Annotated in this window: 21 protein-coding genes; 10 read left to right on the plus strand and 11 right to left on the minus strand. The window is 37.6% G+C overall.

What is annotated here, in order from left to right; genetic code table 11:
• The first annotated feature begins 266 nt into the window (after positions 1–266).
• The gene (locus tag O0550_RS10520; RefSeq protein ID WP_258426262.1) at positions 267–866 is read left to right on the plus strand and encodes a CPBP family intramembrane glutamic endopeptidase; all 600 of its coding nucleotides are present in this window, start codon (positions 267–269) and stop codon (positions 864–866) included.
• Between the two features lie 88 nt (positions 867–954).
• Complete coding sequence (locus O0550_RS10525) at positions 955–1518, plus strand: hypothetical protein (RefSeq protein WP_258426263.1); 564 nt, start codon at positions 955–957, stop codon at positions 1516–1518.
• 295 nt (positions 1519–1813) lie between these two features.
• Here O0550_RS10525 and O0550_RS10530 read toward each other — a convergent pair whose 3' ends face one another.
• From O0550_RS10530 to O0550_RS10550, 5 genes are all read right to left on the minus strand, one after another.
• The gene (locus tag O0550_RS10530; RefSeq protein WP_003345494.1) at positions 1814–2464 is read right to left on the minus strand and encodes a helix-turn-helix transcriptional regulator; all 651 of its coding nucleotides are present in this window, start codon (positions 2462–2464) and stop codon (positions 1814–1816) included.
• Positions 2465–2559: 95 nt separating this feature from the next.
• Positions 2560–3174 carry a superoxide dismutase gene (locus O0550_RS10535; RefSeq protein WP_258426264.1) on the minus strand — a complete coding sequence of 205 codons (615 nt, stop codon included), beginning with the start codon at positions 3172–3174 and terminating at the stop codon, positions 2560–2562.
• Between the two features lie 620 nt (positions 3175–3794).
• Positions 3795–4571, minus strand: a complete 777-nt coding sequence (locus O0550_RS10540; protein ID WP_003345491.1) for a nucleotidyltransferase domain-containing protein — start codon at positions 4569–4571, stop codon at positions 3795–3797.
• A gap of 93 nt (positions 4572–4664) precedes the next feature.
• Positions 4665–5237 (minus strand): hypothetical protein, encoded by a 573-nt coding sequence (locus tag O0550_RS10545; RefSeq protein ID WP_003337321.1) that lies wholly within the window; start codon positions 5235–5237, stop codon positions 4665–4667.
• A 298-nt stretch (positions 5238–5535) separates the two neighbouring features.
• Positions 5536–7509 (minus strand): AraC family transcriptional regulator, encoded by a 1974-nt coding sequence (locus tag O0550_RS10550; RefSeq protein WP_258426265.1) that lies wholly within the window; start codon positions 7507–7509, stop codon positions 5536–5538.
• A 550-nt stretch (positions 7510–8059) separates the two neighbouring features.
• Here O0550_RS10550 and O0550_RS10555 point away from each other — a divergent pair.
• Positions 8060–8884, plus strand: a complete 825-nt coding sequence (locus O0550_RS10555; RefSeq protein ID WP_258426266.1) for a CPBP family intramembrane glutamic endopeptidase — start codon at positions 8060–8062, stop codon at positions 8882–8884.
• 189 nt (positions 8885–9073) lie between these two features.
• Here O0550_RS10555 and O0550_RS10560 read toward each other — a convergent pair whose 3' ends face one another.
• The 3 genes from O0550_RS10560 to O0550_RS10570 form a co-directional block, all read right to left on the minus strand.
• A complete protein-coding gene (locus tag O0550_RS10560; protein ID WP_003345484.1) occupies positions 9074–9661 on the minus strand; it encodes a hypothetical protein in 588 nt (195 codons plus the stop codon).
• Positions 9662–9931: 270 nt separating this feature from the next.
• Positions 9932–10474 carry an RNA 2'-phosphotransferase gene (locus O0550_RS10565; protein ID WP_003337317.1) on the minus strand — a complete coding sequence of 181 codons (543 nt, stop codon included), beginning with the start codon at positions 10472–10474 and terminating at the stop codon, positions 9932–9934.
• Positions 10475–10541: 67 nt separating this feature from the next.
• On the minus strand, positions 10542–11000 hold the full coding sequence (locus O0550_RS10570; protein ID WP_258426267.1) for a hypothetical protein: 459 nt from the start codon (positions 10998–11000) through the stop codon (positions 10542–10544).
• Between the two features lie 346 nt (positions 11001–11346).
• Here O0550_RS10570 and O0550_RS10575 point away from each other — a divergent pair, with 346 nt between their 5' ends.
• Positions 11347–11709: a hypothetical protein gene (locus tag O0550_RS10575; protein WP_003345476.1), complete on the plus strand. Its 363-nt coding sequence runs from the start codon at positions 11347–11349 to the stop codon at positions 11707–11709.
• A 144-nt stretch (positions 11710–11853) separates the two neighbouring features.
• On the opposite strand, the gene gltS is transcribed toward O0550_RS10575, so the two are convergent.
• Both gltS and hutG read right to left on the minus strand, forming a co-directional pair.
• A complete protein-coding gene (gene gltS, locus O0550_RS10580) occupies positions 11854–13041 on the minus strand; it encodes a sodium/glutamate symporter (protein ID WP_003345473.1) in 1188 nt (395 codons plus the stop codon).
• Positions 13025–14002, minus strand: a complete 978-nt coding sequence (gene hutG, locus O0550_RS10585; RefSeq protein WP_258426268.1) for a formimidoylglutamase — start codon at positions 14000–14002, stop codon at positions 13025–13027. Before hutG ends, gltS begins: the two co-directional genes overlap by 17 nt.
• A gap of 129 nt (positions 14003–14131) precedes the next feature.
• Between hutG and O0550_RS10590 the strand changes: the two genes are divergently transcribed.
• The 6 genes from O0550_RS10590 to O0550_RS10615 all read left to right on the plus strand — a co-directional run bounded on the left by O0550_RS10590 (position 14132) and on the right by O0550_RS10615 (position 20912).
• Entirely contained in the window at positions 14132–15016 is an 885-nt protein-coding gene (locus tag O0550_RS10590; protein WP_258426269.1) for a LysR family transcriptional regulator, read from the plus strand.
• Between the two features lie 515 nt (positions 15017–15531).
• A complete protein-coding gene (locus O0550_RS10595) occupies positions 15532–16230 on the plus strand; it encodes a VOC family protein (RefSeq protein WP_258426270.1) in 699 nt (232 codons plus the stop codon).
• A gap of 263 nt (positions 16231–16493) precedes the next feature.
• On the plus strand, positions 16494–16919 hold the full coding sequence (locus O0550_RS10600; RefSeq protein WP_258426271.1) for a VOC family protein: 426 nt from the start codon (positions 16494–16496) through the stop codon (positions 16917–16919).
• 627 nt (positions 16920–17546) lie between these two features.
• Positions 17547–18956, plus strand: a complete 1410-nt coding sequence (locus tag O0550_RS10605) for a glycoside hydrolase family 1 protein (RefSeq protein WP_258426272.1) — start codon at positions 17547–17549, stop codon at positions 18954–18956.
• Between the two features lie 30 nt (positions 18957–18986).
• Positions 18987–19694 (plus strand): GntR family transcriptional regulator, encoded by a 708-nt coding sequence (locus tag O0550_RS10610; RefSeq protein WP_003337307.1) that lies wholly within the window; start codon positions 18987–18989, stop codon positions 19692–19694.
• 594 nt (positions 19695–20288) lie between these two features.
• A complete protein-coding gene (locus O0550_RS10615) occupies positions 20289–20912 on the plus strand; it encodes a class I SAM-dependent methyltransferase (RefSeq protein ID WP_258426273.1) in 624 nt (207 codons plus the stop codon).
• Positions 20913–21308: 396 nt separating this feature from the next.
• On the opposite strand, the gene O0550_RS10620 is transcribed toward O0550_RS10615, so the two are convergent.
• On the minus strand, positions 21309–22511 hold the full coding sequence (locus O0550_RS10620) for a macrolide family glycosyltransferase (protein ID WP_258426274.1): 1203 nt from the start codon (positions 22509–22511) through the stop codon (positions 21309–21311).
• Positions 22512–22744 lie beyond the last annotated feature (233 nt).

Here is a 22744-nt window from a genome sequence, read left to right on the forward strand (position 1 = left end):
TCTTTAGTATACCGTATATTTGTTAACAGATGTTTGTTTAGAAAATCGTAGGAAAATTGCTTCAATTCTTTTCGTATCTACAGCTACATACTGAAAGAAATTTTGATCTAGTTCCTCCTTCTGACTTTTTGTTTGCCTTTTTCTTTAGGCTGTTTTCTAAAAGATTGTTGCTTTTTACATCATTATTTATAGATATTATACCTTCTGATAAAATAGGAATATAAGGTATTTTCATTATTTTAAAGTCACAGAAAAGAAAGTAAGCTATGAAAGACAAAACCAAGAAAACAAAAAAGGATTTCAACCCAAAAGACGCTGTTTTCGTATTCTCTTCTTTTACATTCATTTGCGTGGCCATCATTTTTATTCTTATCGTTTATGATGTACTCACAATTCATAATTTCCTATCGTTCGAAAAACCAATCAGAATGATAATGCATATATGTAGTGCTTCGTTTGCTCTACTTTTGTTTGGTGTAATCTTAACGCTTTACATTCCCTCAAAATACATTGACGATACAAACAAGAGTTATCAAAATTATTCGCTGTTACCTATTTTTGTCTTTATGCTTTTAGGAGCGTTATTTGAAGAACTTTTGTTTAGAGGAATTATTCAAAATTTACTTTTCATCTTTATAGAGAACCAATGGATTGGAATTATAGCAACTACTTTATTTTTCTTAGGTTTTCATACTCAATACTTCAAAAAGCCTATCATGCTACTAAATATAAGCATACCAAGTTTTACTTTTGGCTGGTTATATTTTGAAACCAATAATATTTTAGTACCATTTGTTGTGCATTTTCTAATGAACTTAGGAATAACGCTATTATTCAAATACAATTTAATAAGGGTTAAAAAATAACTTAGTTTACTGATACTTCTACCTTAGTACTGCTTATGGTCCACATAGATACACATTAAAAGATTTTGGTTATTAGGAAGGAGTTAATATGTTTCATATTAATTATCAACTTGCTTTGTCTGAATCAGAAATTTCCTCCCTTACGCATGAAGAGCTTATAGAAGATTACGGTGATGATTTCTTAGGATTGATACTCTTTTCTTTTAATGAGCAGGAGTATGGATATTATTCTGAAGATGCGACGATCCATGAATTCAACTTTTTCCAAGAATGGATCATATCATGGTTTCAAATGCTAAATGAGGCTCTAATCATGTTAAAAAAGGAGGGGTATGCTGCTATTAAAACCATAGAAGAACCCGATAACTGGATCGTAATTAAAAATAGGAATGAAAATGTATTGATTGATTTCGTGCTGGCAACAGATAGGGTTCCTAAGGAATTTGTAACTCCCGTTCCGCTTTGTTCCATCTATGATGCTGGATGGGAAAATGAGATTATAAATAAAGCACAATTTCTTTCTGAACTTAAAACGAAAACAGGCGATTTCATTCAAAAGATAGAAAGATTGAATAACGATCTTGCAAAATCAAGTGTAAACTTTCAAAGTCTTAAAGAAACATACCTACTGGCACACTTTTTGTTATCATAGACAGACCTATCAGTTGTGGAAAATAAATCAACAGGACAAAAAGATTAAGCTACCTTTTTGTCCTGTTTTATATGATTACGTATCAAACTCAATAGATTGTAATTCTCCTTTTCAAACATTGACTTTAAAAACCGTTCTTCTTATGTAAGGATATATTTTATACCAAGTTTAGTATTGACTCCCCAACCATAAATAGAAACGTTGCTAATGCAAAGCCCTGACTCTCTCCTCCCTATACTATACATTGATCATTTCCGTTTTCAGCTGCGATTCATCTTCTTCTCCCCCACTAGCCTTAGCTCTTGCCCCTCTCCTTTATCAAATAACGACATCTCACATTCCCGTCCGCAATACATTCCGTACGCTGCACATCGGCGTCAAGTAGCGCTGCGAATAGAGCAACCTCACATTGACATGCTTGGCGATTGCGGATTGCAACTTCTACAACAGGACAGTTTGCTTCATCCAATAAGTATGTATCATCTTGTTTTTTTTCTAATTTGACCATGTATCCCTCTTGATCCTGAATTTTGGCCAAGGTTGCTACTCTTTCCTCAAAGTTTTGTCCTGACATCGCTTCACGGTACTTTTTCTCGATCTTTGCCATTCTCCGTTCAAATAAGCTATTCACTAACGATTCCCCGAACATGTCATTGATCTCCTGAATCAATTCCATGGCCAGACTATCGTATTCATTCGGAAATAATTCTTCGGATAAAACCGTAAGTCGATAGGAATAAGTTGGTCTTCCTACACGCTGACGCAGAATACTAGATTGGATATAACTGTCCTTCTCTAACGCATATAAATGCTTGCGAACAGACATCCTCGTTACTCCCAAATGCTCCGACATTTCCTGGACACTTACTGAACCACGCTTCTTGAGCAACAGCAATATCTCATTTCTTGTTGATTGTTCTCGTAATCGAACCGCGTGTTTGTTCATGGACACCCTTCCTCTCTGAGCAAGATAAGAGATTTATAGTAAAAAACTTTGCAGAAGCATATCTGTCTCTTCTGCAAAGCTTAGAAAATTCAAAATTAACGAATCGCTTCGTTATAACGACGATTAACTTCCTCCCAGTTAACGACATTCCACCAGGAGGAGACAAAATCCGGCCTTTTATTCTGATACTGTAAATAATAAGCATGCTCCCAAACATCGACGACCAGAATCGGCGTTTTATTTTCCATAAAAGGAGTATCCTGATTGGGCGTACTGGTAACTTCCAACTTGTCCCCATTGACAACCAACCATCCCCATCCCGCTCCGAATCGGCTTACAGCAGCTTTTGTTAGCTCATCCTTCATCTGTGCAAAGCTACCAAAATGCTTTTCAATTCCCTTCGCTATACCACCATCAGGATTCCCGCCCCCAGTTGGGCTCATGATGGACCAGTACAGGCTATGACTATAATGTCCACCTCCATGATTTCGAACCGCTGTACGAATTTCTTCCGGTACATCGTTCAAATTGCTGATCAATTCTTCTACAGTAGCATTCTTGAACTGGGGATAGTTCTCGATTGCCTTGTTCAAATTCGTCACATAAGTTGCATGGTGCTTACCATGATGGATTTCCATGGTTCTGGCATCGAGATAAGGTTCCAACTCGTCATAATTGTATTGCAGCTTCGGTAAAGAAAATGGCTCCATTCAATTATTTCCTCCTATCTTGATTGATTACATCCTTAGTTTACACGATATAAAATATTTTGTACACAACCAAATATTTTTACCCTACGCAACTTATTTGGTATATATTTCAAAAGAAATATCCACGCATGACTTTGAACAATTTTGCCTCCCCAAAAATCCTTATAACTTCCCTTCTTAATGGGACATATATCCATCATTTCGCTCCATCTGAAAGATCGTGTTTGATTTCGAAAATAAGGTCAAATTCCACCAAAAAAGAACGCTATATGCATAATAGCGTTCCTTTAATAGAAAGCTGATCAATGCCCTGGATCAGCGTTGATTGCGCTTATTAATAAATTTTTGTAAGAAAAATATACAGCGTACTTATTGCCCCCACCTAGTTTCAGGCAATTATGCTCCATCATTCAGAAATGTAAAAATAGCCGACCATTAAGGCCGGCTATTCAAATTATTCAAACTTGTCCTAGTAAAGTAATTTGAATGTAGTGTCTGAAATCATCACAAGAGTAACAAGAATCAATTCTATTATGTATCCCTAAACGAAAAAATGATCGAGATCAGATGTCTGTAAACAATCAGTCACCCGATGAAAAAGAGACGCTTCGATTAATCTCTTATTTGAAATCCCAGACTAGCCTTAGGTATTTACGATATACATCATCAAGCTGGGCAGTTGGATCGTTCATTTCACGACTATACGTAGGCGAAATGTCGCTAAGATGTGCAAACCCCTCTTCAATAAAGTCATTTAACACATCAATACGCTTTTCAAGAGCAATTTCTTTTCCAGCCATTTTGCTTTTAAGCAGCTTCTCAATTGCGCTTTTTACCGCTGCATCAGCTACTAATTTATTTACCAATTCTTGAAACAGTATGGGTGGATTCACCTTGTATCTCTCAATCCACATGCAAGCTAGCAAAGGCCGAAGAACATAGAAGTATTTTTTTATTTTTACCTGTTCTCCCTTGAGGTAATCTCTATAATTCCCCTTCGCCATGCCAAGATAGTGATGAATCGAAATTTTTGGAGAAAAAACACGCTCCCTCAGCTTTATCATCTCATCCTTAAATCCATAAGCATCGTGGTAAACGATTTCCGAACTCAGCCATTCCATCAAGGAAGGATTTGACTTTCTAAACAGCCTGAGCGCCTTTTTAATATCCCATCCGTTAATGTCTAGTAAATTAGTAATGGGTACTTCAATTACATCGCGTTTTTCATCGATTGAAAGATACCATTCAGGACGTCTGATATAGACAAAGCGCACGTCATAATCGCTATCTTGTGATGGGAATCCCCATGCCCGGCTTCCGGATTCTACGGCAAATAAAATTCTGATATTGTGTTCTTGTTCCAATTTTTTGATTTCATATTGTATAGCTTCTTTCATCTTTTTCTCCCACTATGAAGTTTATCTATAAATTTTGGTCATATCCTATTTTATCATAAGTTGTAAGATATCCTGCTAGTTTTGGGAGAAATGTTAGCTTGAGTAATCGTAATAGTCTCCTGCTCGATAAAAATTCCCATGTGAATCTCTGTTGGGAAATCCATCTTTATGTGCTGATTTTATTGGCATTTTACTTCCACAGGCATGACACCAGGTCTCAGTCGAATTCTTGTAAATATAATGAACGCCCTTATTCATGCAAATGGGACATTCATATCTTAATTTGTAGCGTTTTGTTCCGTTTGCATCTTCTTTAATTCCTGTTGTAAGATAATCTGCAACATGAACAACATTTTCATGACTTTCATTTGACTTCTTATCCTCCAGCAAATCCGCACTTACTTGTTCTTGGTTCTCATCGTTATTGTCTAGATGCTGTTCTATCTTCTGCTCCTCTTCTTGCTGCATATTTTCAAAGAAATTACTATAGGCCTTACCTATCTTTTCGAACTCGTTTACTGTTTTTAGAATATCCTTGTCCACACCAAAAAGATTAAATACGTTCTGAATAATCACTAATTTAGCTAAATAGTCGTTTTCCTGAAGCTCGATTCCAGCTTCTTTGCCCTTATCATCTTTAATGGAAATTTTGACTAATAATGACATTTTAGACCACCTCGAAAATGATTATAAGCAATAAATGGATAGAAAGCAATTAGGATAACGTATTATAAGCATTCTTTTCGTAAATAACGGGAAATTCCTCTTTCATAATTATAACGAGTTACATTGTGAAATATGAAACAAGAACATCCATAAAGCTCATATCTAGCAAAACAGTGAAGCATCCTCTTACATCGACTTCGGAAAAGCTCTAGGCTACCTAACATGTATACGGGACACTTCACTGAGTGATTGCTTTGTTTATTCAAATTTCATTTATAGATAATGTTTCTATACACACTTAGCGCTGACCTGCCAGCCAATCCGCGATTTCCTCTGTTTGTGACAATACTGCGATTGGGTCAAAGTACCAGGATCGCTCTTCTTTCCATATGTATACACGATTGTTTTTGACTGCATCAAGAGAAGCCCAGATCGGGTCGGCTTTCAAGTCCTCTAAGGTACGGTCGTCAGAGGTCAGGATGATATAATCGCCTGCATATTGTTGTAGTAACTCATTAGACAGCTCAACCCACTGTTTTTTACTAATTTCGGCTGCTATCGGTGCTGGAGGCTTGAATCCCAATGCTTGATATACAGCTTGACCACCTCGTCCAAAATTGTCCCCGTAAGCATAGGTCCCCTTGGGTGTAAGCTCAAATATAGAAAAGGTAGCATTAGAAGGCACTGCTTTCCTTGCTTTTTCTCTTGCTACAGAAATACGATGATCGTACTCCGCAAGCCATTTTTCAGCTTCTTTTTCCTTACCTAGTAGCTTGCCAAAGTAAGTCAGCTCTTCATGGGCATTTTTTAATTCGCCATAAGGAATTGATATGGTAGGGGCAATCTTGGATAATTGCTGATATCTGCTATGATCTTCTGCCGACCCTGTTACGATCAGGTCTGGTTGTAAATCAATCACCTTTTCCAATGAACCCTCCACATCACCAATATCCTCCACTTCCTTGAGTGCTTCGGCAAAATACGGATTTTTCCGGTGCAGTCCGGGAGTTCCAATGGGGGTAATACCAAGCGCAATAAAACTGCCCAGATACTGGTCAGCTATAATCCTTTGGGGGTTAACGGGAATTCGTATGTCACCGCTAACCGTCGATATTATTTTGGTTGGTGCGCTTTCAGAAGCCTGACCGGAATTCGTTTGAGTAGAATTGTGCGATACTGAGCCAGCAGATGACGATTGATTTCCCGAAGTTGCTGTATTCGTGTTTGAAGTGCCAACAGAACACGCACTGAGAAGTAACGCAAAGCAAAGGAATAATGTTGCCGTAGTAGTTGACCTAGATTGTTTGTACATCGGTGTAAGTCCCTCTCTCTTATATTGATAATGAATATCACCCTCAATATAACGTGAGCCCTTTTGAACTTCAATGGAGGATTGAATGAAGTTAGAAGGACTTTCTTCTGTTTGATGCTGTAGCTCTCTAACTCTATAACGGGCAGGCGAAACACCCTTGTACTTTTTGAATAGACGCCCAAAATAATACGGGTCCTCATAACCCACACTGACAGCTATTTCTCGTAATGTTGCATCCGTTTCTACTAGTAGACTTGCTGCCTTATCCATTCTTATCCGGATTAGATAATGAATCAGACTGTGCCCGGTCTCCTTTTTAAACAGAGCGGATAAGTGGGGAACACTGTAATTCAAAGTCTCTGCAAGGGATTCGAGAGTGATCGATTCCGAGTAATGCTTTTGCATATACATAATCACTTGTATAGCAATTCCCGGCTCTTTCACAACAATCTCTTGATCTTGGAGCTGCCGCAGAATACTGTAGACAAATGGATAAAACTCTGATTTAACATAAAAACGTTCAATTGACCTTGGTTGTTTCCATTCTTGATTCATAGCTTTCACTTTATGGAATAGTGAGATTGGGTCATTTGGTGAAAAGCTGTACTGTATTTGAAAAGGATTGCTAGTTTCCAACAGCTCTAGAATGTCCTGGCTACATGGACGTGGAAGTGTAGCCTTATATAGAATCATATAGTATTCAAACTCGTCTTCTATCCCTATAATTTCTAAGCATGTCCCCTTCCCGCTATGGAGTACATGGAATCTCTCTGATCGATGAACTTCCCCGCCAAGCAGTATTTGAGCACCACCACGAGTTGCATACAAAAAACAGCTTGTGGGGAGTCGATATGAGCCAAGCTCTTCTCCTACCCTCAGGATCGCATGACGGATATCCAACACCCGAATGAAAGCATGATTCCACAACACAAAATAGTCGTTCATTTGCATATCTGTCATTCATCTCCTTAAAGCACGCTACATATCACGACTACCTGAACAAACTATGAGCCCCCCTTGCCATCATGCAAAAATTATGACATCAAGTTACTTGATGTTGTGTCGCATCAAGTTGTCAGGCAGCACTGCCGCACACCGCATACAATTCCACCGGATGGTTACCGATAGGATTGTTGCTTTCATCATCCTAGCTTGTATCATTATGCATCCTTCATTATATATGATAATAGTTATCATTATCAATAAATGCACTGTACGATGAGTTATCTACCATTCATCAAAGATGTTAACGATGCCTTCCATTGTTTCATGCAATTTCGCATGAGCAGCCTCTTCCTCTTCTTCTAGCAATGGTACTAGTTGCTCCCTGCTTCTTAATGTAGAATAATCACGTTATGGATCAGTCATTTGGCAGCAGTAGCTTTATATGAAAATGATTCAATCGAGTGGTGGAATATTTGTGAAAATAAGGTAATGAGTCTTTCATATACTCATCCAATCGCTTAAAATGGAAAGATATGATAGGTAAAAGATCTAGGAGGCCTCTTCAATGAAAACCATCGTACTCTCCCTACAAGTCATCGCAAAAATAGCACTTACAATCCTTATAGGCTTCCTCATTTCATTTCTCCTCCATGCACTATTGCCTGCCTCACTCAAATATTTGTCTCAAATAGGAATGCTGATTGGCGTATGGATTACCTATCGGCTATTTGAAAGAAAATCTCTTTGGCCTCTAGGATTTGGAAGAGAGGAAAGCTGGAAGCAGCTTACAATGGGTATTGGAATAGGAGCCTGCACAATTTTCCTTTCCTGTGCACTTATTTGGTTATTCGGTGGGGTACAGCTTACAAGCGTACAAATAGATGTCTATCTTCTGGCGGCTATTCTGTCTACCATTCCCAAGTGGATAGTGGTTGCCATCGTTGAAGAAGGACTGGTGAGAGGATACATTCAGGGACTTGTAAAGGAGTCATTTGGCATGAAAGCTTCAATTCTGCTTACCTCTCTTTTGTTTGCATCTATTCATTTGTTTAACACAGGTTCTACCGAGTCACTTCTCCCAATGCTGTTCCTCTTTCTCGATGGCTTGTTTCTAGGTGTAATGAGAGAGATGACTGGCAAGCTATGGCTTCCTATTGGTGCTCATTTTATATGGAATTTCTTACAATCTGCTTTTGGATTTGCAGTTTCGGGTGGCGAATCAGGGGCGCCTTCCCTTGTAAAGGTTCAACCGATCGGGGATGCCATGCTTTCTGGAGGAGCTTTTGGTGCTGAGGGGAGCTATCTAACTGCTTGCATATTACTGATTACGCTGTTTATTACATGGAAAATATATCGTAAACAAAATGTCAGAGCCATTAGTAACCTGTAAAATACTTGTTTTATGATGTTTTCACTGCTTATACTGGCATAATCCTAGTATTTGCCTACTAGCAGCAAAAAGCCGACTGAAAACCAAGACTTCATTAAACCCCCAGAAACCTTCTGGGGGTCATCAGATTCATGTCACTTTTATACATCTCTTCCAAAGTAATCTCGATTCAACTATGAGTAATCACTGTTAACAGGTGTAATCATAGTAATCTCCTGCTCGATAAAAATTCCCGTGTGAATCTCTATTTGGGAATCCATCCTTGTGTGCTGCTTTGATAGGCATCTTACTTCCACAGGAATGGCACCATGTCTCAGTCGAATTTTTGTAAATATAATGTACGCCCTTATTCATACAGATTGGACATTCATATCTTAGTTTATAGCGTTTTTTGCCATTTGAGTCTTCCTTGATACCTGTAGTTAAGTAATCTGAATCATCAACTGGCTTAGCTTCAGCCTCTTTCGTCTCTTCGATCTCCTGAAAGCTTTTGATCATTTGTTCCCTAATTTGTTCATTATTAACAATGCGTTTTTCCCTTATATCCTTTTCTTCCAACTGCTCTTCTTCTTGTTTCATATTGTCAAAAAAATGACTGTAAGCCTTGCCAATCTTTTCAAATTCGTTCACTGTGTCCAGTATATCTTTATCAACACCAAATAAGTTAAATACATTTTGAACAATAACTAATTTTGCTAGATTATCCGTTTCTTGTAGCTCTATTTCAGCTTCTTTTCCTTTGTCGTCCTTTATGGTAATTTTAACTGTTAATGACATATATTAACCACCTCGCTGATGATTATAAGCAATAAAAGGACACAACGCAATGTAGAATTGCATATTTATACACCTAGTCCATTACATGAACTTTTTTTGACCCTCCTTTCCTTGTTTATAGGGGTAATTCTCCCTTACCAATTCCGCTAATTTCTGTAAAAAACAGCTTCCTTACAGCATTTTGAAGCCTACTTCCAAATGATCCACCTAAAAGTATACTTATCTTTCAAGTCCAAAAAAACGGAATAACAGTATCCTTCTATTTACTCCTTATTCAAGGATCGAAATATACTGCCTATCTATTTTATCAGCCAGCCAAACCATTTCGTTTCCATGATAAAAGGTAACTTTATTCGCCCATGCTTTTTTTGCCTCTATCTTTAAAATAGTTGGATGCGTATCTCTTCTTTTCCCCACTTGTTTTGCAGTCTGAATTTCTTCTGATAGATGAACATATTGTCTTCCTTTAGGTAATAGCCCTTGTTCCAATATCAATGAAACAAATCGTTTTGGTGTACCATGATAAAGAAACTCTGGCGGCTCACTTTCCTCTTTCAAAACTCTTTTCGCTGTTGAGTGGCCATAGAGGGCTCTCATTTTTCCATTTTCCATTTCAAATCGTTTCTTATCAAATTGTGAAATCATAACTTGCAGGTCCTTTTCACTCACATTACGCCATACTGGTTGTTCATGTAGGGAATGCAATAATTGCTCAGTTTGAACCCATCCATATTCATCTAATTCTAATTCATATTCATGTGGTGCATGACGCAAAGCATATGAAATTTCTTTACTCAATTTTTGATAATTCATATTCTACACTTCCTATTTCAATGTTTGTCATCGTTTTATGTAAAGAAGCTTTTGGTCCCTACTATTTTCAATATCCAGTTTCTTCTTCAATAATGTCACAGTCAAAAATGTGAAGTAAGAATCGAAGAGCATCAGCGCTTCCATACGGAAATGCCCATGGGTCATATTCAAATTTCCCTCTATTTTGAGCTATACGTTCACAGCTTATAAGCGTATATTCAGCACTGGCGATCGCATCTAACCATGATTCAAAATCCCAAGGTACTTTTAATCTAAGATCTGTATTTCTCTCGTCAACGGATAACGAATTATACAGGCTCCAATGCTCATCCAATTCCTGCTGGGACGGGTTCCAAAACTTTACCAATTGCTCTTTCTTAAAAAATGACTTCCAAAGTACATAGTCACCGTCATGCAGTTTACCAGATTCTTTTGCTGTTTTTAGTTTATGGAACAAGCTTTTTAATTCGTTAAAGGAATCATCATTAGTTATTTTACAGGTGAAATAAAGGAATTCTTGTTTCATTATATCTCCCTATTAGGCTTTATCTGTCGTTGATGTATTGGAACCATTTTTTCATGCTACATGTAAGCATATTATATCAGTTTGGTCCGATATTCAGATAGTGATTATTTAGAAAAATCTCTAATCGGAATCTACGAAATGGGAAGAAGTAATTTATTCATTTATGCTCGTGTTATTCTTGTTAATAGCCGCCTAAAATTAATTGTTTGTTCGACTTCTGTTCTGTATGTACAAATGGTAAAAAATGTATATAATTCAAACATAACCCTTTGTGTAGCAGTATTCATATTCAAAAAATACATATTATTGATTCTCATTGTGGGTGCCTAAATTTGAAGGAGTGGTAATGATGAAGAAAGTAAACATTCTTGCTTCCTCACTAATAGCAGTTTCTTTGATGTTTGGAGCACAAGCTGTTAGTGCACACTCTACTCTTGAACGATCCCCTGATCCAGCACATGCAATTCAACCAAGCATTGTGTATCCTGGTTATAGCATCGTTACGAAAAACCTTGTAGTTGACAATCATCTTTATATTCCAAATACAGGATTTTTTGTAGAAGGAGCACCAGGTACGATTCGACTTGAACCGGATATTGCAAATAACCGAACAAAAGTTATAGCTCTTAATCCTACCCCATTTGAGCCTGCGTTAATTCATGATCATAAAAGTAAAACGACTTATAGGATCCATATAACTTGGTTCTAATTCACAAACAGACCGTGGGCTCCCCCTCTCACGGTCTGATTTTTGCTTAAAATTAATCTGAACCATATATGACCATACTTGAAATAATCTGAAATACCGCAATTTTTATGCATCTGAATAAGATAAGGATCATTCTTCATCCTGTTATTTAAATAAATTTATTGTTGTAATAATGATCGGCATACCAAACACATCAATGAGAAAGGCACCGACAACTGGAACGACCAGGTAGGCTTTACGCGAAGGTCCAAATCGCTCAGTCACTGCAGCCATATTCGCCATTGCATTTGGTGTAGCGCCAAGGCCATGACCTGTAAAACCTGCGACCATTACTGCGGCATCATAGTTTTTACCAAGCAATCGGAACAAAATGAAAATCCCAAACAGGACGATAAATACAACTTGTACAAACACGATTAAAAGCATTGGAAGTGCAAGATCAGCTACTTCCCATAATTTTATGCTCATGAGTGCCATAGACAGGAAGATTCCGAGTGTCACATCACTAATCAGGTTGATACTCTTCATGTCAATTGCATTCGGATTCCATTTATCTACAATGTTGCGGGCAATAACTGCCACGAACATGGCTCCTACATAACTAGGTAGAACAAAGCCTGTTGCTGATGTGAACAGCTCACCTAAATACGTACCAACCGCCATACAAAATGTAATGAGCAAGACCTGGATGAAGAAGGTGTTTGTCGTAATGGGCTGTACTTTTTCTTCAACTGTCTCTATCTCATCTTCTATTTCAGTCGGTTTTAGATCGTATTTTGAAATTAAATATTTTACAGTCGGTCCGCCAACTAAGCCCCCCGCCACAAGACCAAAGGTGGCCGCCGCGATCCCAATGGCCAACGCTGATTGAATTCCCATATCTTCAAGGGTTTGTCCAAATGCGCCTGCCGCTCCATGTCCACCTTCCATAGATACTGAGCCTGCCATCATACCAATTAGCGGATGAATCCCGAACAATGAAGCCAAGGAAACCCCAATCACATTTTGTGCTAAAGCCAAGAATCCGCATGCAATCCAGTAAATGATAAGCAGCTTGCCGCCTAGCTTGATGAGTTTAAAGCTTGCTCCCAATCCTACAGTTGTGAAGAAGGTGAGCATGAACAAGCTTTGAAGTGAGGTATCCAATGTAATTTCCAAAAGTCCCATCGCTTTTACGGTCGTTGCAATGATTGCAAACAATAGCCCTCCAACAACTGGTGCCGGGATATAAAATTTTTGCAGAAACCCTGCTTTTTTTACTAGGTATGATCCTACTACTAGTAATGCAACCGCGAGAAAAATCGTATTTACCTGATTAAGTGCTAAAGTCATAGTTGTCTCCTCCTAGAAATCTCATGATAGCTTCATTCGTCAAATAAGCACCTAACTTTACGGTTCTTCCGTTTTCATCTAAGACAGGATTCACTTCACAAACATCAAAAGAAAGCGTTTTCTTGTGAGCTGTCACTCTGCGAATCAAGGTACGAACAACCATTGGTGTTAATCCAAATGGAGATGGCGCACTGACTCCTGGGGCAAATGCCGCATTTAAAACATCTGTACAAAGCGTAAGCATGACATAATCCTGCTTCTCGATGAATTCGTCTAATGCAGTAATGATGTCATCCATCCGTTCTTCAGTCATATCTTCTTCATAAATATACTGGGCACCGAGTTCGTCCGCTTTATCAAATAATTCCTGCGTATTCCCGAAACGTTGGATACCAAGTACAAAATATTGGCTATTTTGGTCATTTTCTAATATTTGTCGAAACATCGTACCAGATGAAGGCTGATTTTCATACGAACGTAAATCGAAATGAGCATCAATATTGATGATGCCAAGCGAAGCATCGTTGCCTATATGTTTTCGGACACCTAAATAATGTCCATACAACGTTTCGTGTCCTCCTCCTAAAATAATAGGAGTAGCCGATTTTGAAAAAATTCTCGAGACTGCCAGACCCAATTCTTCCTGAGCATCTTCGAGTTTTTCGTTTTGGCACTGAATATTGCCCACATCGATAATACGTTTACCTTCCTCCAGTTTCCAAGGAAGACTCGCAAGCGCTTGCCTAATAGCATTTGGAGCTTTGGCTGCACCTAATCGGCCTTGATTGCGTCTAACTCCTTCTTCACATTCAAAGCCAATAATTGCACATGTGCTATCCTTGGAGGGCTGCAAATTCTCCAAGTCTACCAATTCCACAATTTGATGATAGCGAAAGCTGCTTCTTCTTTCCGTATGATCAGTACGCCCGGTCCATAAATCAGCTAGAATATTCGTTGCCAATTTATTCACCCTTTCTGAAATTTCTGAAGTAGATTTGTTTTTTGATTATATAATGACAAACTTATTATTTCTAATATATAATTCAAATAATTTAATAGTTTTAAGCTATAAATAAGGAGGGGGTTTCTTTTGGACATCAAACAATTGCATTATTTTGTGACGGTTTCCAATCACTTGAGTTACTCCAAAGCCGCACAAAAACTGCATATTTCACAGCCTTCGTTAAGCAATGCTATTAAAAATTTGGAACAAGAGATTGGCTCCCCACTCCTTGAGCGAAATACAAGAAAAGTAGAATTAACTGACGCTGGTAAAATTTTATATAAAAAATCAATTCTCCTCCTTTCTCAAATGAACATGTTGAAAAAAGAGATGGAGGAGGTAAAACTGACCGGCAGTGGTGATCTAATCATCGGCATCATTGAGTCAGTGAAACATTGGATTCCAAAAGTGATCCGTAAGTATCAGGATCGTTTTCCTACCATAAACATTAAGCTGATCGAAGTCCTGAGTGGAAAAGCTGTGAAGGAATCATTGAGGAAGTATGATACACATCTACTCATTACAAATCAGTATATAAATGAACCGGATATTGAATCATTGCCTTTATACGATGAAAGATTAGTGCTTGTGCTACACAGAGATCACCCTCTGGCACAGAAGCGGGGATCTATTCTTTTAGAAGAGTTAGAAAGAGAGCCTTTTATCATTAGTACGGAAGGTTTTCAGACCAGAGAAGATATTTTAACAGCCTTTACACTTGAACAAATAACACCGAAAATCAAATTTGAAATTGAACGCTTTGAAACAGCCTTAACACTAGTCAGAGAAAATCTAGGAATTACGATTATCCCCGAAAATTATTTATCTGAGCCAATTGATGAGTGCATCGTATCAAAAACGATTGATTCATCAGCATTGGAGAGGACTGTTTATTTAACGTTTATGAAAAATCGTTATTTGTCTCCCGCGGTCCAAGCCTTTTTGGAAGATATTCGACGGTACTTTGATTGACAAGTGAACCTCAATATATAAAAACTCTATGGAGATTATACTCATTACAAAAAGGAATTCAGGTGTAGCTACCAGAACTATCAAAACCCGCTTCAATACGGGAACAACATTATAGCCCTGCATGGCACTTGTCTCCTTTTTCTGATAAATATTAGCTAAGCGATATTCGACGATGTTACGTAATGATCCTGCTTTGTTGAGCTAAAGGTTGAAATTACAGCGATCTTAACAAAAAGAACCTACATAAAAAAAACCACCTTAATCAGCAGAGGTAAAAAGTACAAAACAAGTAACTAAAATGGTAGTCCTGCTCTTTTGTGAGAGTAGACTACCTTGTCACATCTTTTCAATCATAAAGCATCCTGAGAAAACGATGATTGATCTACAAATATTATCATTCATGGATCTGGAAGTATTCTGGGAATTCGAAAAAGATATGAAAAACGATGCGAATCGATTAAACTTGAATCAGATTAGCCTTCCAAAGACACAAACCCAAAAAAGGATGTGTTTGCATGCGAATCATGGAAATCGTACTACAATCGAATCGATTAGACGAAATGAAGTCTTTTTATAGTGAATTGCTAGGTTTTTGTATCAAACAAGCATCTGGTGAAGCATTTACTATTGCAACTGGTGAGTCTAAAATAACATTTCAAAAAAACGTTACTGATCTAGGTGCCTATTATCATTTTGCTTTTACGATCCCTTCAAATAAACTGACTGAATCAATACAATGGCTTCAACACAAAGGAATCTCCTGCTTTTCTACTGACAGACAGAATCAGTTCTTTTTCCCTGCCTGGAACGCAACTGCAGCGTACTTTTATGATCCAGACGGTAATCTAGTCGAGTTTATTGCACATCACTCCTTACACAACCCCTCCGAGACTCCATTCAGTGAAAACAGTATCCTTTATATCAGTGAAATTGGACTGCCTGTTCCTCATGTTGCCGAAAGCTCCAAGCATATCTGTGAAGCGTTTGAACAGGAAATATGGCGAAAGGATGAGAAACAATTTGCTGCCGTTGGGGATGTAGAAGGATTATTTATCCTCATTGAAACAAGCCGCCTGTGGTTTCCAGATGAAAGAATACCAGGTGTGTTTCCAACTCAAGTAACAATTCAAGGCGAATTAGACAATCAAGTACAGCTTACTGGTTTGCCATATCAGCTATGGAGTACCGCGAAAGTGCCTATGGAGCAAATATAGGAACATGTTAACCTACTACTCACTTTCCCCCCTGTTGAGCTGAAATTTACTTCCGATTTTTCCGAAATGATCTAACCGCAGCATTTTCATTCTCACGTCTAATTCAGAAACGTATGTTCTTTGTTTTATAATCACATTAATGTTAATAATGAGATATAGGGTTGGTTTCTCTGGTTAACAGCACTCAGAAAAAAGCCTGATCAAAGCAGCAAGCAGCATTGTAGAAACGATCAAACATGTAACACCAAAGGAGCTGGTTCGAAATGACATTGAAGTTGATCCCTTATCTAGTGATGGACGGGAATGCCAAGGAGGCTATCCAATTTTATGAAAAAGCTTTACATGCGAAAGTCCTTTTTAACCAAACGTTTGGTGAGATGCCCGAGAATCCTGAATTCCCTATCCCTGCAAATGCAAAAGATCGTGTGGCACATGCGATGGTTAAAGTTGGCGAAACTGACCTGATGTTTTCAGATACATTTCCAGGTCAACCGCATCAGAAAGGTAATCAAGTTACTATCTGTATTGCAACAAGTAATGAGGAAGAGTCTACACAAATTTATGAAGCTCTGCAGGAGGGTGGCCAAGTGAATATGCCACTGCAGGAAACTCATTTTAGTCCTGCTTACGGTATCATAACAGATAAGTTTGGAGTTACCTTCCAAATATATACAGAGGGCAAGCAATAATTTATTGCTAGTCTCCCCTCTCCCCTTTGATCCAAAATTTCTTGACAGTTCCACTTCCTACTCATCTGTAGCCTATAAATCTCGTGTCTACAAGTACAAGTCTCTTCAATCATTTTTTAATTTCCCTAAGTTGTCTATGTTCATCTTGTGGAACAATGAATCAAACGGCTCTGTCTACATCAGAGCCGTTTCGCTTTTTTACTCAACCGTTTGCTAGCCGTTAGCCGCTTATCATACACCTGCTTAATCGTAACTGAAGCCTATTAGAAGACGCATTTACCTATAAACACGTCACTTCTGCTCTCACGTTTACAATAGATGGCGGTCTATCCTAAATCTCATTTACGATCATGTTTTTCTTTTAAAACGTTTAAATCTCCATATTTTATACCATCCTGCATAATAATCTACCTACGCTCTTCATGTAGCCCTGACTTGGTTTGATTTTTTTGTAGTAATTCAGTTTCACTTATGAATTCATGCAAAATTATAAGCCTTGGTTCATTCATGATCTTATCTAGAAATAGGTTGTCGTTTAGAGTATAATTTTGATTAGATATTTGTACCTACCAATCTAATAAGTAGATATAAACGCAATTCATCATGATAAAAATGGAGGTATATACATTGAAATTTCCACATGATTTTTTGTTTGGAGCTGCTTCAGCATCCTATCAAATAGAAGGTGCTTGGAATGAAGACGGAAAAGGCGTTACCAATTGGGATGTTTTTTCAAAAATTCCTGGTAAAACATACAATCAGACTAATGGTGATGTAGCTATTGATCATTATCATCGCTTTGAAGAAGATATCCGATTAATGGCTGAAATGGGATTAGAATCATATCGTTTTTCCATTTCGTGGGCACGTATTTTACCAACCGGGGATGGTGAAATAAACGAAAAAGGCATTGAATTTTATAATCGAGTCATTGATGAATGCTTACAATATGGGATCGTTCCGTTTGTTACTTTGTACCATTGGGACTTACCATTAACACTAGAAGAAGATGATGGATGGACGAATAAGCGAACCGCCGAGGCATTTGTAAAGTATGCCGAAATTTGTTTTCATGCATTTGGTGATCGAGTAAAGCATTGGATTACATTTAATGAGACAGTTATGTTTTGCGGATTAGGTTATGTAAAAGGAGCCCATCCACCGGGCATTCAGAATGATGTTCCACGTTATTTTCAGGCTACTCATTATGTGTTTTATGCCCATGCTAAAACAGTTCAATTGTACAAACAGTTAAAGCAATATGGAGAAATTGGCATTACCCATGTTTTTTTACCTGCCTATAGCGTAGATGATCAGCCAAGTAATAAACTGGCGGAACGCCATGCGAATGAATATGAGACATTCTGGTTTTATGACCCAGTTCTGAAGGGAGAATATCCTTCTTATGTAATCGAGCAATTAAAAGAAAAGGGATGGATGCCTAACTGGACGAGTGAAGAATTAGAGATGATCAAACAAAACGCTGAAAAAAACGATTTTATCGGTTTAAACTATTACCAGCCTATACGAGTAGAACGATATGATAAGGATATCAGAAATGAAAAGCATTCTAGAGAAACATCTACTCTTGCTCCAGGCAATCCTTCTTTTGATGGATTTTATCGAACAGTGCGTATGGAAGACAAAACCTACACAAAATGGGGATGGGAAATATCTCCGAAAGGTTTTTTAGATGGATTGCATCTGTTAAAAGAAAGATATGGTAACATTAAAATGTATGTAACGGAAAACGGGCTTGGTGATGAAGATCCAATCATTGATGGAGAAATTGTAGATGTTCCGCGAATTAAATATATTGAAGAACATTTAAAAGCTGTAAAGCGCGCGATCCAGGAAGGAATTCACCTAAAAGGATACTATGCATGGTCTGTGATTGACCTGTTAAGTTGGTTAAATGGTTATAAAAAACAATATGGTTTTATTTTTGTCGACCATAATGATAATTTAAAGCGTAAAAAGAAGCTTTCGTTTCACTGGTATAAGCACATCATTGAAACGAGGGGTGAAGAATTATAATGAGGAAAAGATAATTTTAGGAGACGTACTATGAGTGTAAAGTATAAAAAAATTGCCGACATCTTAGAAAAAGATATCCGAGATGGGAAATTCAATGAGACAAAAAAGCTACCAACGGAAGAAGAGCTGATGAATATCTTCCAAGTTAGCCGCAATACCATACGTAAGGTTGTAAGTCAGCTTGTCAATCGAGGATATATTTTTCAAGTGCAGGGCAGTGGAATGTTTTTACGCGAAGCCCCTATTACCGATTATATTAATTTAGCAAGTCTACGAGGGTTAACGAAAGATCTTGCTTCCCAAAATATTGAAACCAAGGTAGTAGATCTACATGTAATGGAAGCCGACGAGACATTAGCAGAACGAATGCAATGTCAGGCAGGGACGAAACTATATTTTGTGAAACGATTACGAATTGTAGATGGGAAAGCATTTTCAATTGAAATAAGCCACTTTAAAAAAGACGTTGTTCCCTATTTAAATAACGAAATAGCAGCGAGCTCCATCTATAGTTATTTAATTGAGGACTTACAGCTCCATATCGGTTTTGCAGATAAGGTGATTCATTGTGAAAAGATAGATAAAGAAAGTGCACAATTATTAGAAGTACATGAACACGATCCAGCCCTTCTTATTGAAAATACTGTATACCTTGTAAATGGAACAATATTTGAGCTGTCTCAATCGATGTTTCATTATCAAAAGGCGAGGCTTTTAAATCGTATTACTTTTAAATAAAGTGAGGTTTCTCTAGAAGCTTATTTCGAGGATAAGTATCGGGTATAAAATTTATTAGGATTCAGGGAATGATGACACGTTACCAAGTCAGATGAGAAATGGTTCACTTATCGTTTGTTAACGAAATTAAGTCAATAAGTCGTTAACAACTCCTTTCTATATTCATTTATGTCTTTTAAAGTTGGTTTGCAAAAAGTCGTTTCCTACATGTTAGGAGACGACTTTCTTCATGAAAGTTAGATATCAACCTTCACTACATCCTCAATAGGCATCCATCAGAAATCCTTATTTCTACAAGATAAAAATTTAAATGTTATTTCCTTTATTAATCTCTAAACCAAGCCTCCTGTTTATGTACAGAAGGCTTGGTTTTATTTATTTTGGGTAGCTTGCCCACTAGCCACCCTTCTAAGGAGGATATTATTATTACTTTTGCTTTCATTTTTCTCCAAAATAAACAATAAAGCTCTCATCTGTCTTCTGTTTTATTCTTCTTCATTTCGACCTAACTTTCATAATATAACGATTGTTTGAATAGTAATTTTATTCTATAATGAAAACAATCAAATAAACGTTTGAATATAGAGGTGAGGAATGAACAACGTATGGAACAAAATTATTTATAAAGTAGGAGCACCTTTCTATGATGTCTTTTTTAACTCCGGTATCTTTCTGAACGCAAGAAAAAAGGTGTTTGAAGACCTTGTCTTACCCAAGAAGCAGCATGTCCTATTTGTTGGTATCGGTACAGGTGCTGACTTATGCTTTTTTACTGAACAGGACATTCAAATAACTGCCATAGATATATCTCCCTCAATGCTTTCTAAAGCCAAAGAAAAAACAAACAAAAAAATGAATATTCAATTTCTAGAAATGGATGCCCAGCATTTAGCATTCTTTGACCAATCATTTGATATGGTGGTAGCTAATCTTATTCTTTCTGTAGTGCCTGATGCAAATCAATGTATGAAGGAGATGATACGAGTAACCAAAGAGCGTGGTACGATCATCATTTTTGATAAATTTGAACCTACAAATAAAAAGCTTTCTTTAAAGAAAAGACTGCTCCGTCCAGTTATCTCTTTACTTGGTACTGATATTGGACGTAACTTTGAAGTAATTGTTAAGCCGTACAAGGAGCAGATCATAGTACAAGGAGACATCCCGATCTTATTTAGGGATATGTACAGAAAAATTACCATGAAAAAGGTATACTAAGGTCCTATTCCTCCTCATACAGCAAAAGAAATGGAGCATAGGTTAATGCAGGGTAGATGAGAATCACATTATGTTTCTGGACCAAGTCAAAGTTGGTCAGATGAATTGAATTATTCCATTAAACTACCTAATTGGTAACCAAAAAGTTAAACATTCTTCTTCAACTCTCCTGCTTCGTTAGTTAAAGAAGAAATTTGAACCCGTTCCCCTATTGCTCCTATAACTCTTTATAAACATCTGCGTAAGCTACTTTTAGTTGTTCTCTTGATCCCGTGTTACTTTAAGTATTTAGTATACAATCTTTCTTTTATAATAAATCCTATTCCATTCCTTCATTACAAAAGAAGTTGCAGTAACCACTGGGAAAAAGTCAACAATATAGTAGCGAAAAAATATTTAGATATGATATTGACTTTTAAATTCGAAAATCTCATCAACAGCTTGATGATATCCACCTGATTTTCGAAAGGCTTCCCTAATATTTGCAACAGCTTTCTTGAAAGATGAGAGGCTTAACACATGATCTACGGCTTCACGTAGTTGATTTGCAGTCAAGCTTTGCATTTGTAATGTAATGCCTGCTCCAATATTGGCGACTTGCTCCGCGATTATCGGCTGGTCCGCGCTTTGTGGGATTACAATGAGCGGAACACCGAAATAGAGACCTTCATTGGTACTGTTCATTCCACCATGTGTAATAAATAATTTAGTGTATTGCAGTACATCAGTTTGTGGAACATAATTTTTTACGATGAAGTTTTTAGGAATATCCCCTAAATCAGAAATTTGGACTTTATTCCCAATAGACATGACAATCGTATGATCAGTGTTCCTAAATGCCTCAAAACATAGCTTATAGAAATCAATTGCTTGGTTTAAGACAGTACCCAGTGAAATGTAAATGGGGTTTTTCCCCTTGATTGCAGTAAGGTCGAAGTTTTCCTGCGTTAATCGTGAAGAGATGGATGGACCTACAAATTTGTAAGTTTGGTCAAATGCTTCTCCAAAAGGTTGAAACTCCCTAGTTATACACACGATTGTAAGTGGTGCAGGATTACAAAAAACTTCATAAGGAGAATGGATCTCCACATCATATTTTTCCTTCACCATGTTCGTCAGTCTTTGAAATTCATCTTGAATTCGTTTACTTATTTCTGTAGGAATTTTTTTAGAAACCTGTGCCAACATTTTATCGAATGATGCTTTTGTCTGCGCAAAAGAAGTACAAGAATTGATTGCGGGAAGCTTAAGGATCTGGGCCAGTAACCGTCCACAACCAAACATGGAATCGTGGATAATGTAATCAAAATGCTCGCCTTTGATCTGTTCAAGAACGCTAGGTATGACGATATCTGCCGTAAGTAAAAGACCGTTGATTCTTTCGAGTAAATAATCTCTTCCACCTGAGATAAAGGCTTTTATAAATTTTTGATCGTCAAATGTTCGTACAGTAGCGCCCGTCTTCTCAATACGCTCCCGAAAAGCTTCTATAGAGAAGTACACTACCTCTTCTCCACGCGAAATAAGCTCTTGCACAACTCCAATAGTTGGATTGATATGTCCCTCTGATCCACCATTAATAAATAAAACACGCGCCATTTCTGCCACTCCTTAGGTATACTGTTCTCTAAATTATGTAAGGTAAGGGGGCACTGTCCCATACCAGCCTGATCCAAGCCAAAGTAATAACAAAATCTGTAAATCAGCTTGTTCCACGTGGCTGAGTCGACAATGTTGCTCACTCCTCACAATTGCTTCATGGGCATGTACTTTTTTGGCCCCTATCTCGATGATAGCAAAACACTCTGACTCGAGTGTAAATTTACTCTCCC

This window comes from Brevibacillus halotolerans, assembly GCF_026891775.1.
GTDB classification, from domain to species: Bacteria; Bacillota; Bacilli; order Brevibacillales; family Brevibacillaceae; genus Brevibacillus_B; species Brevibacillus_B halotolerans.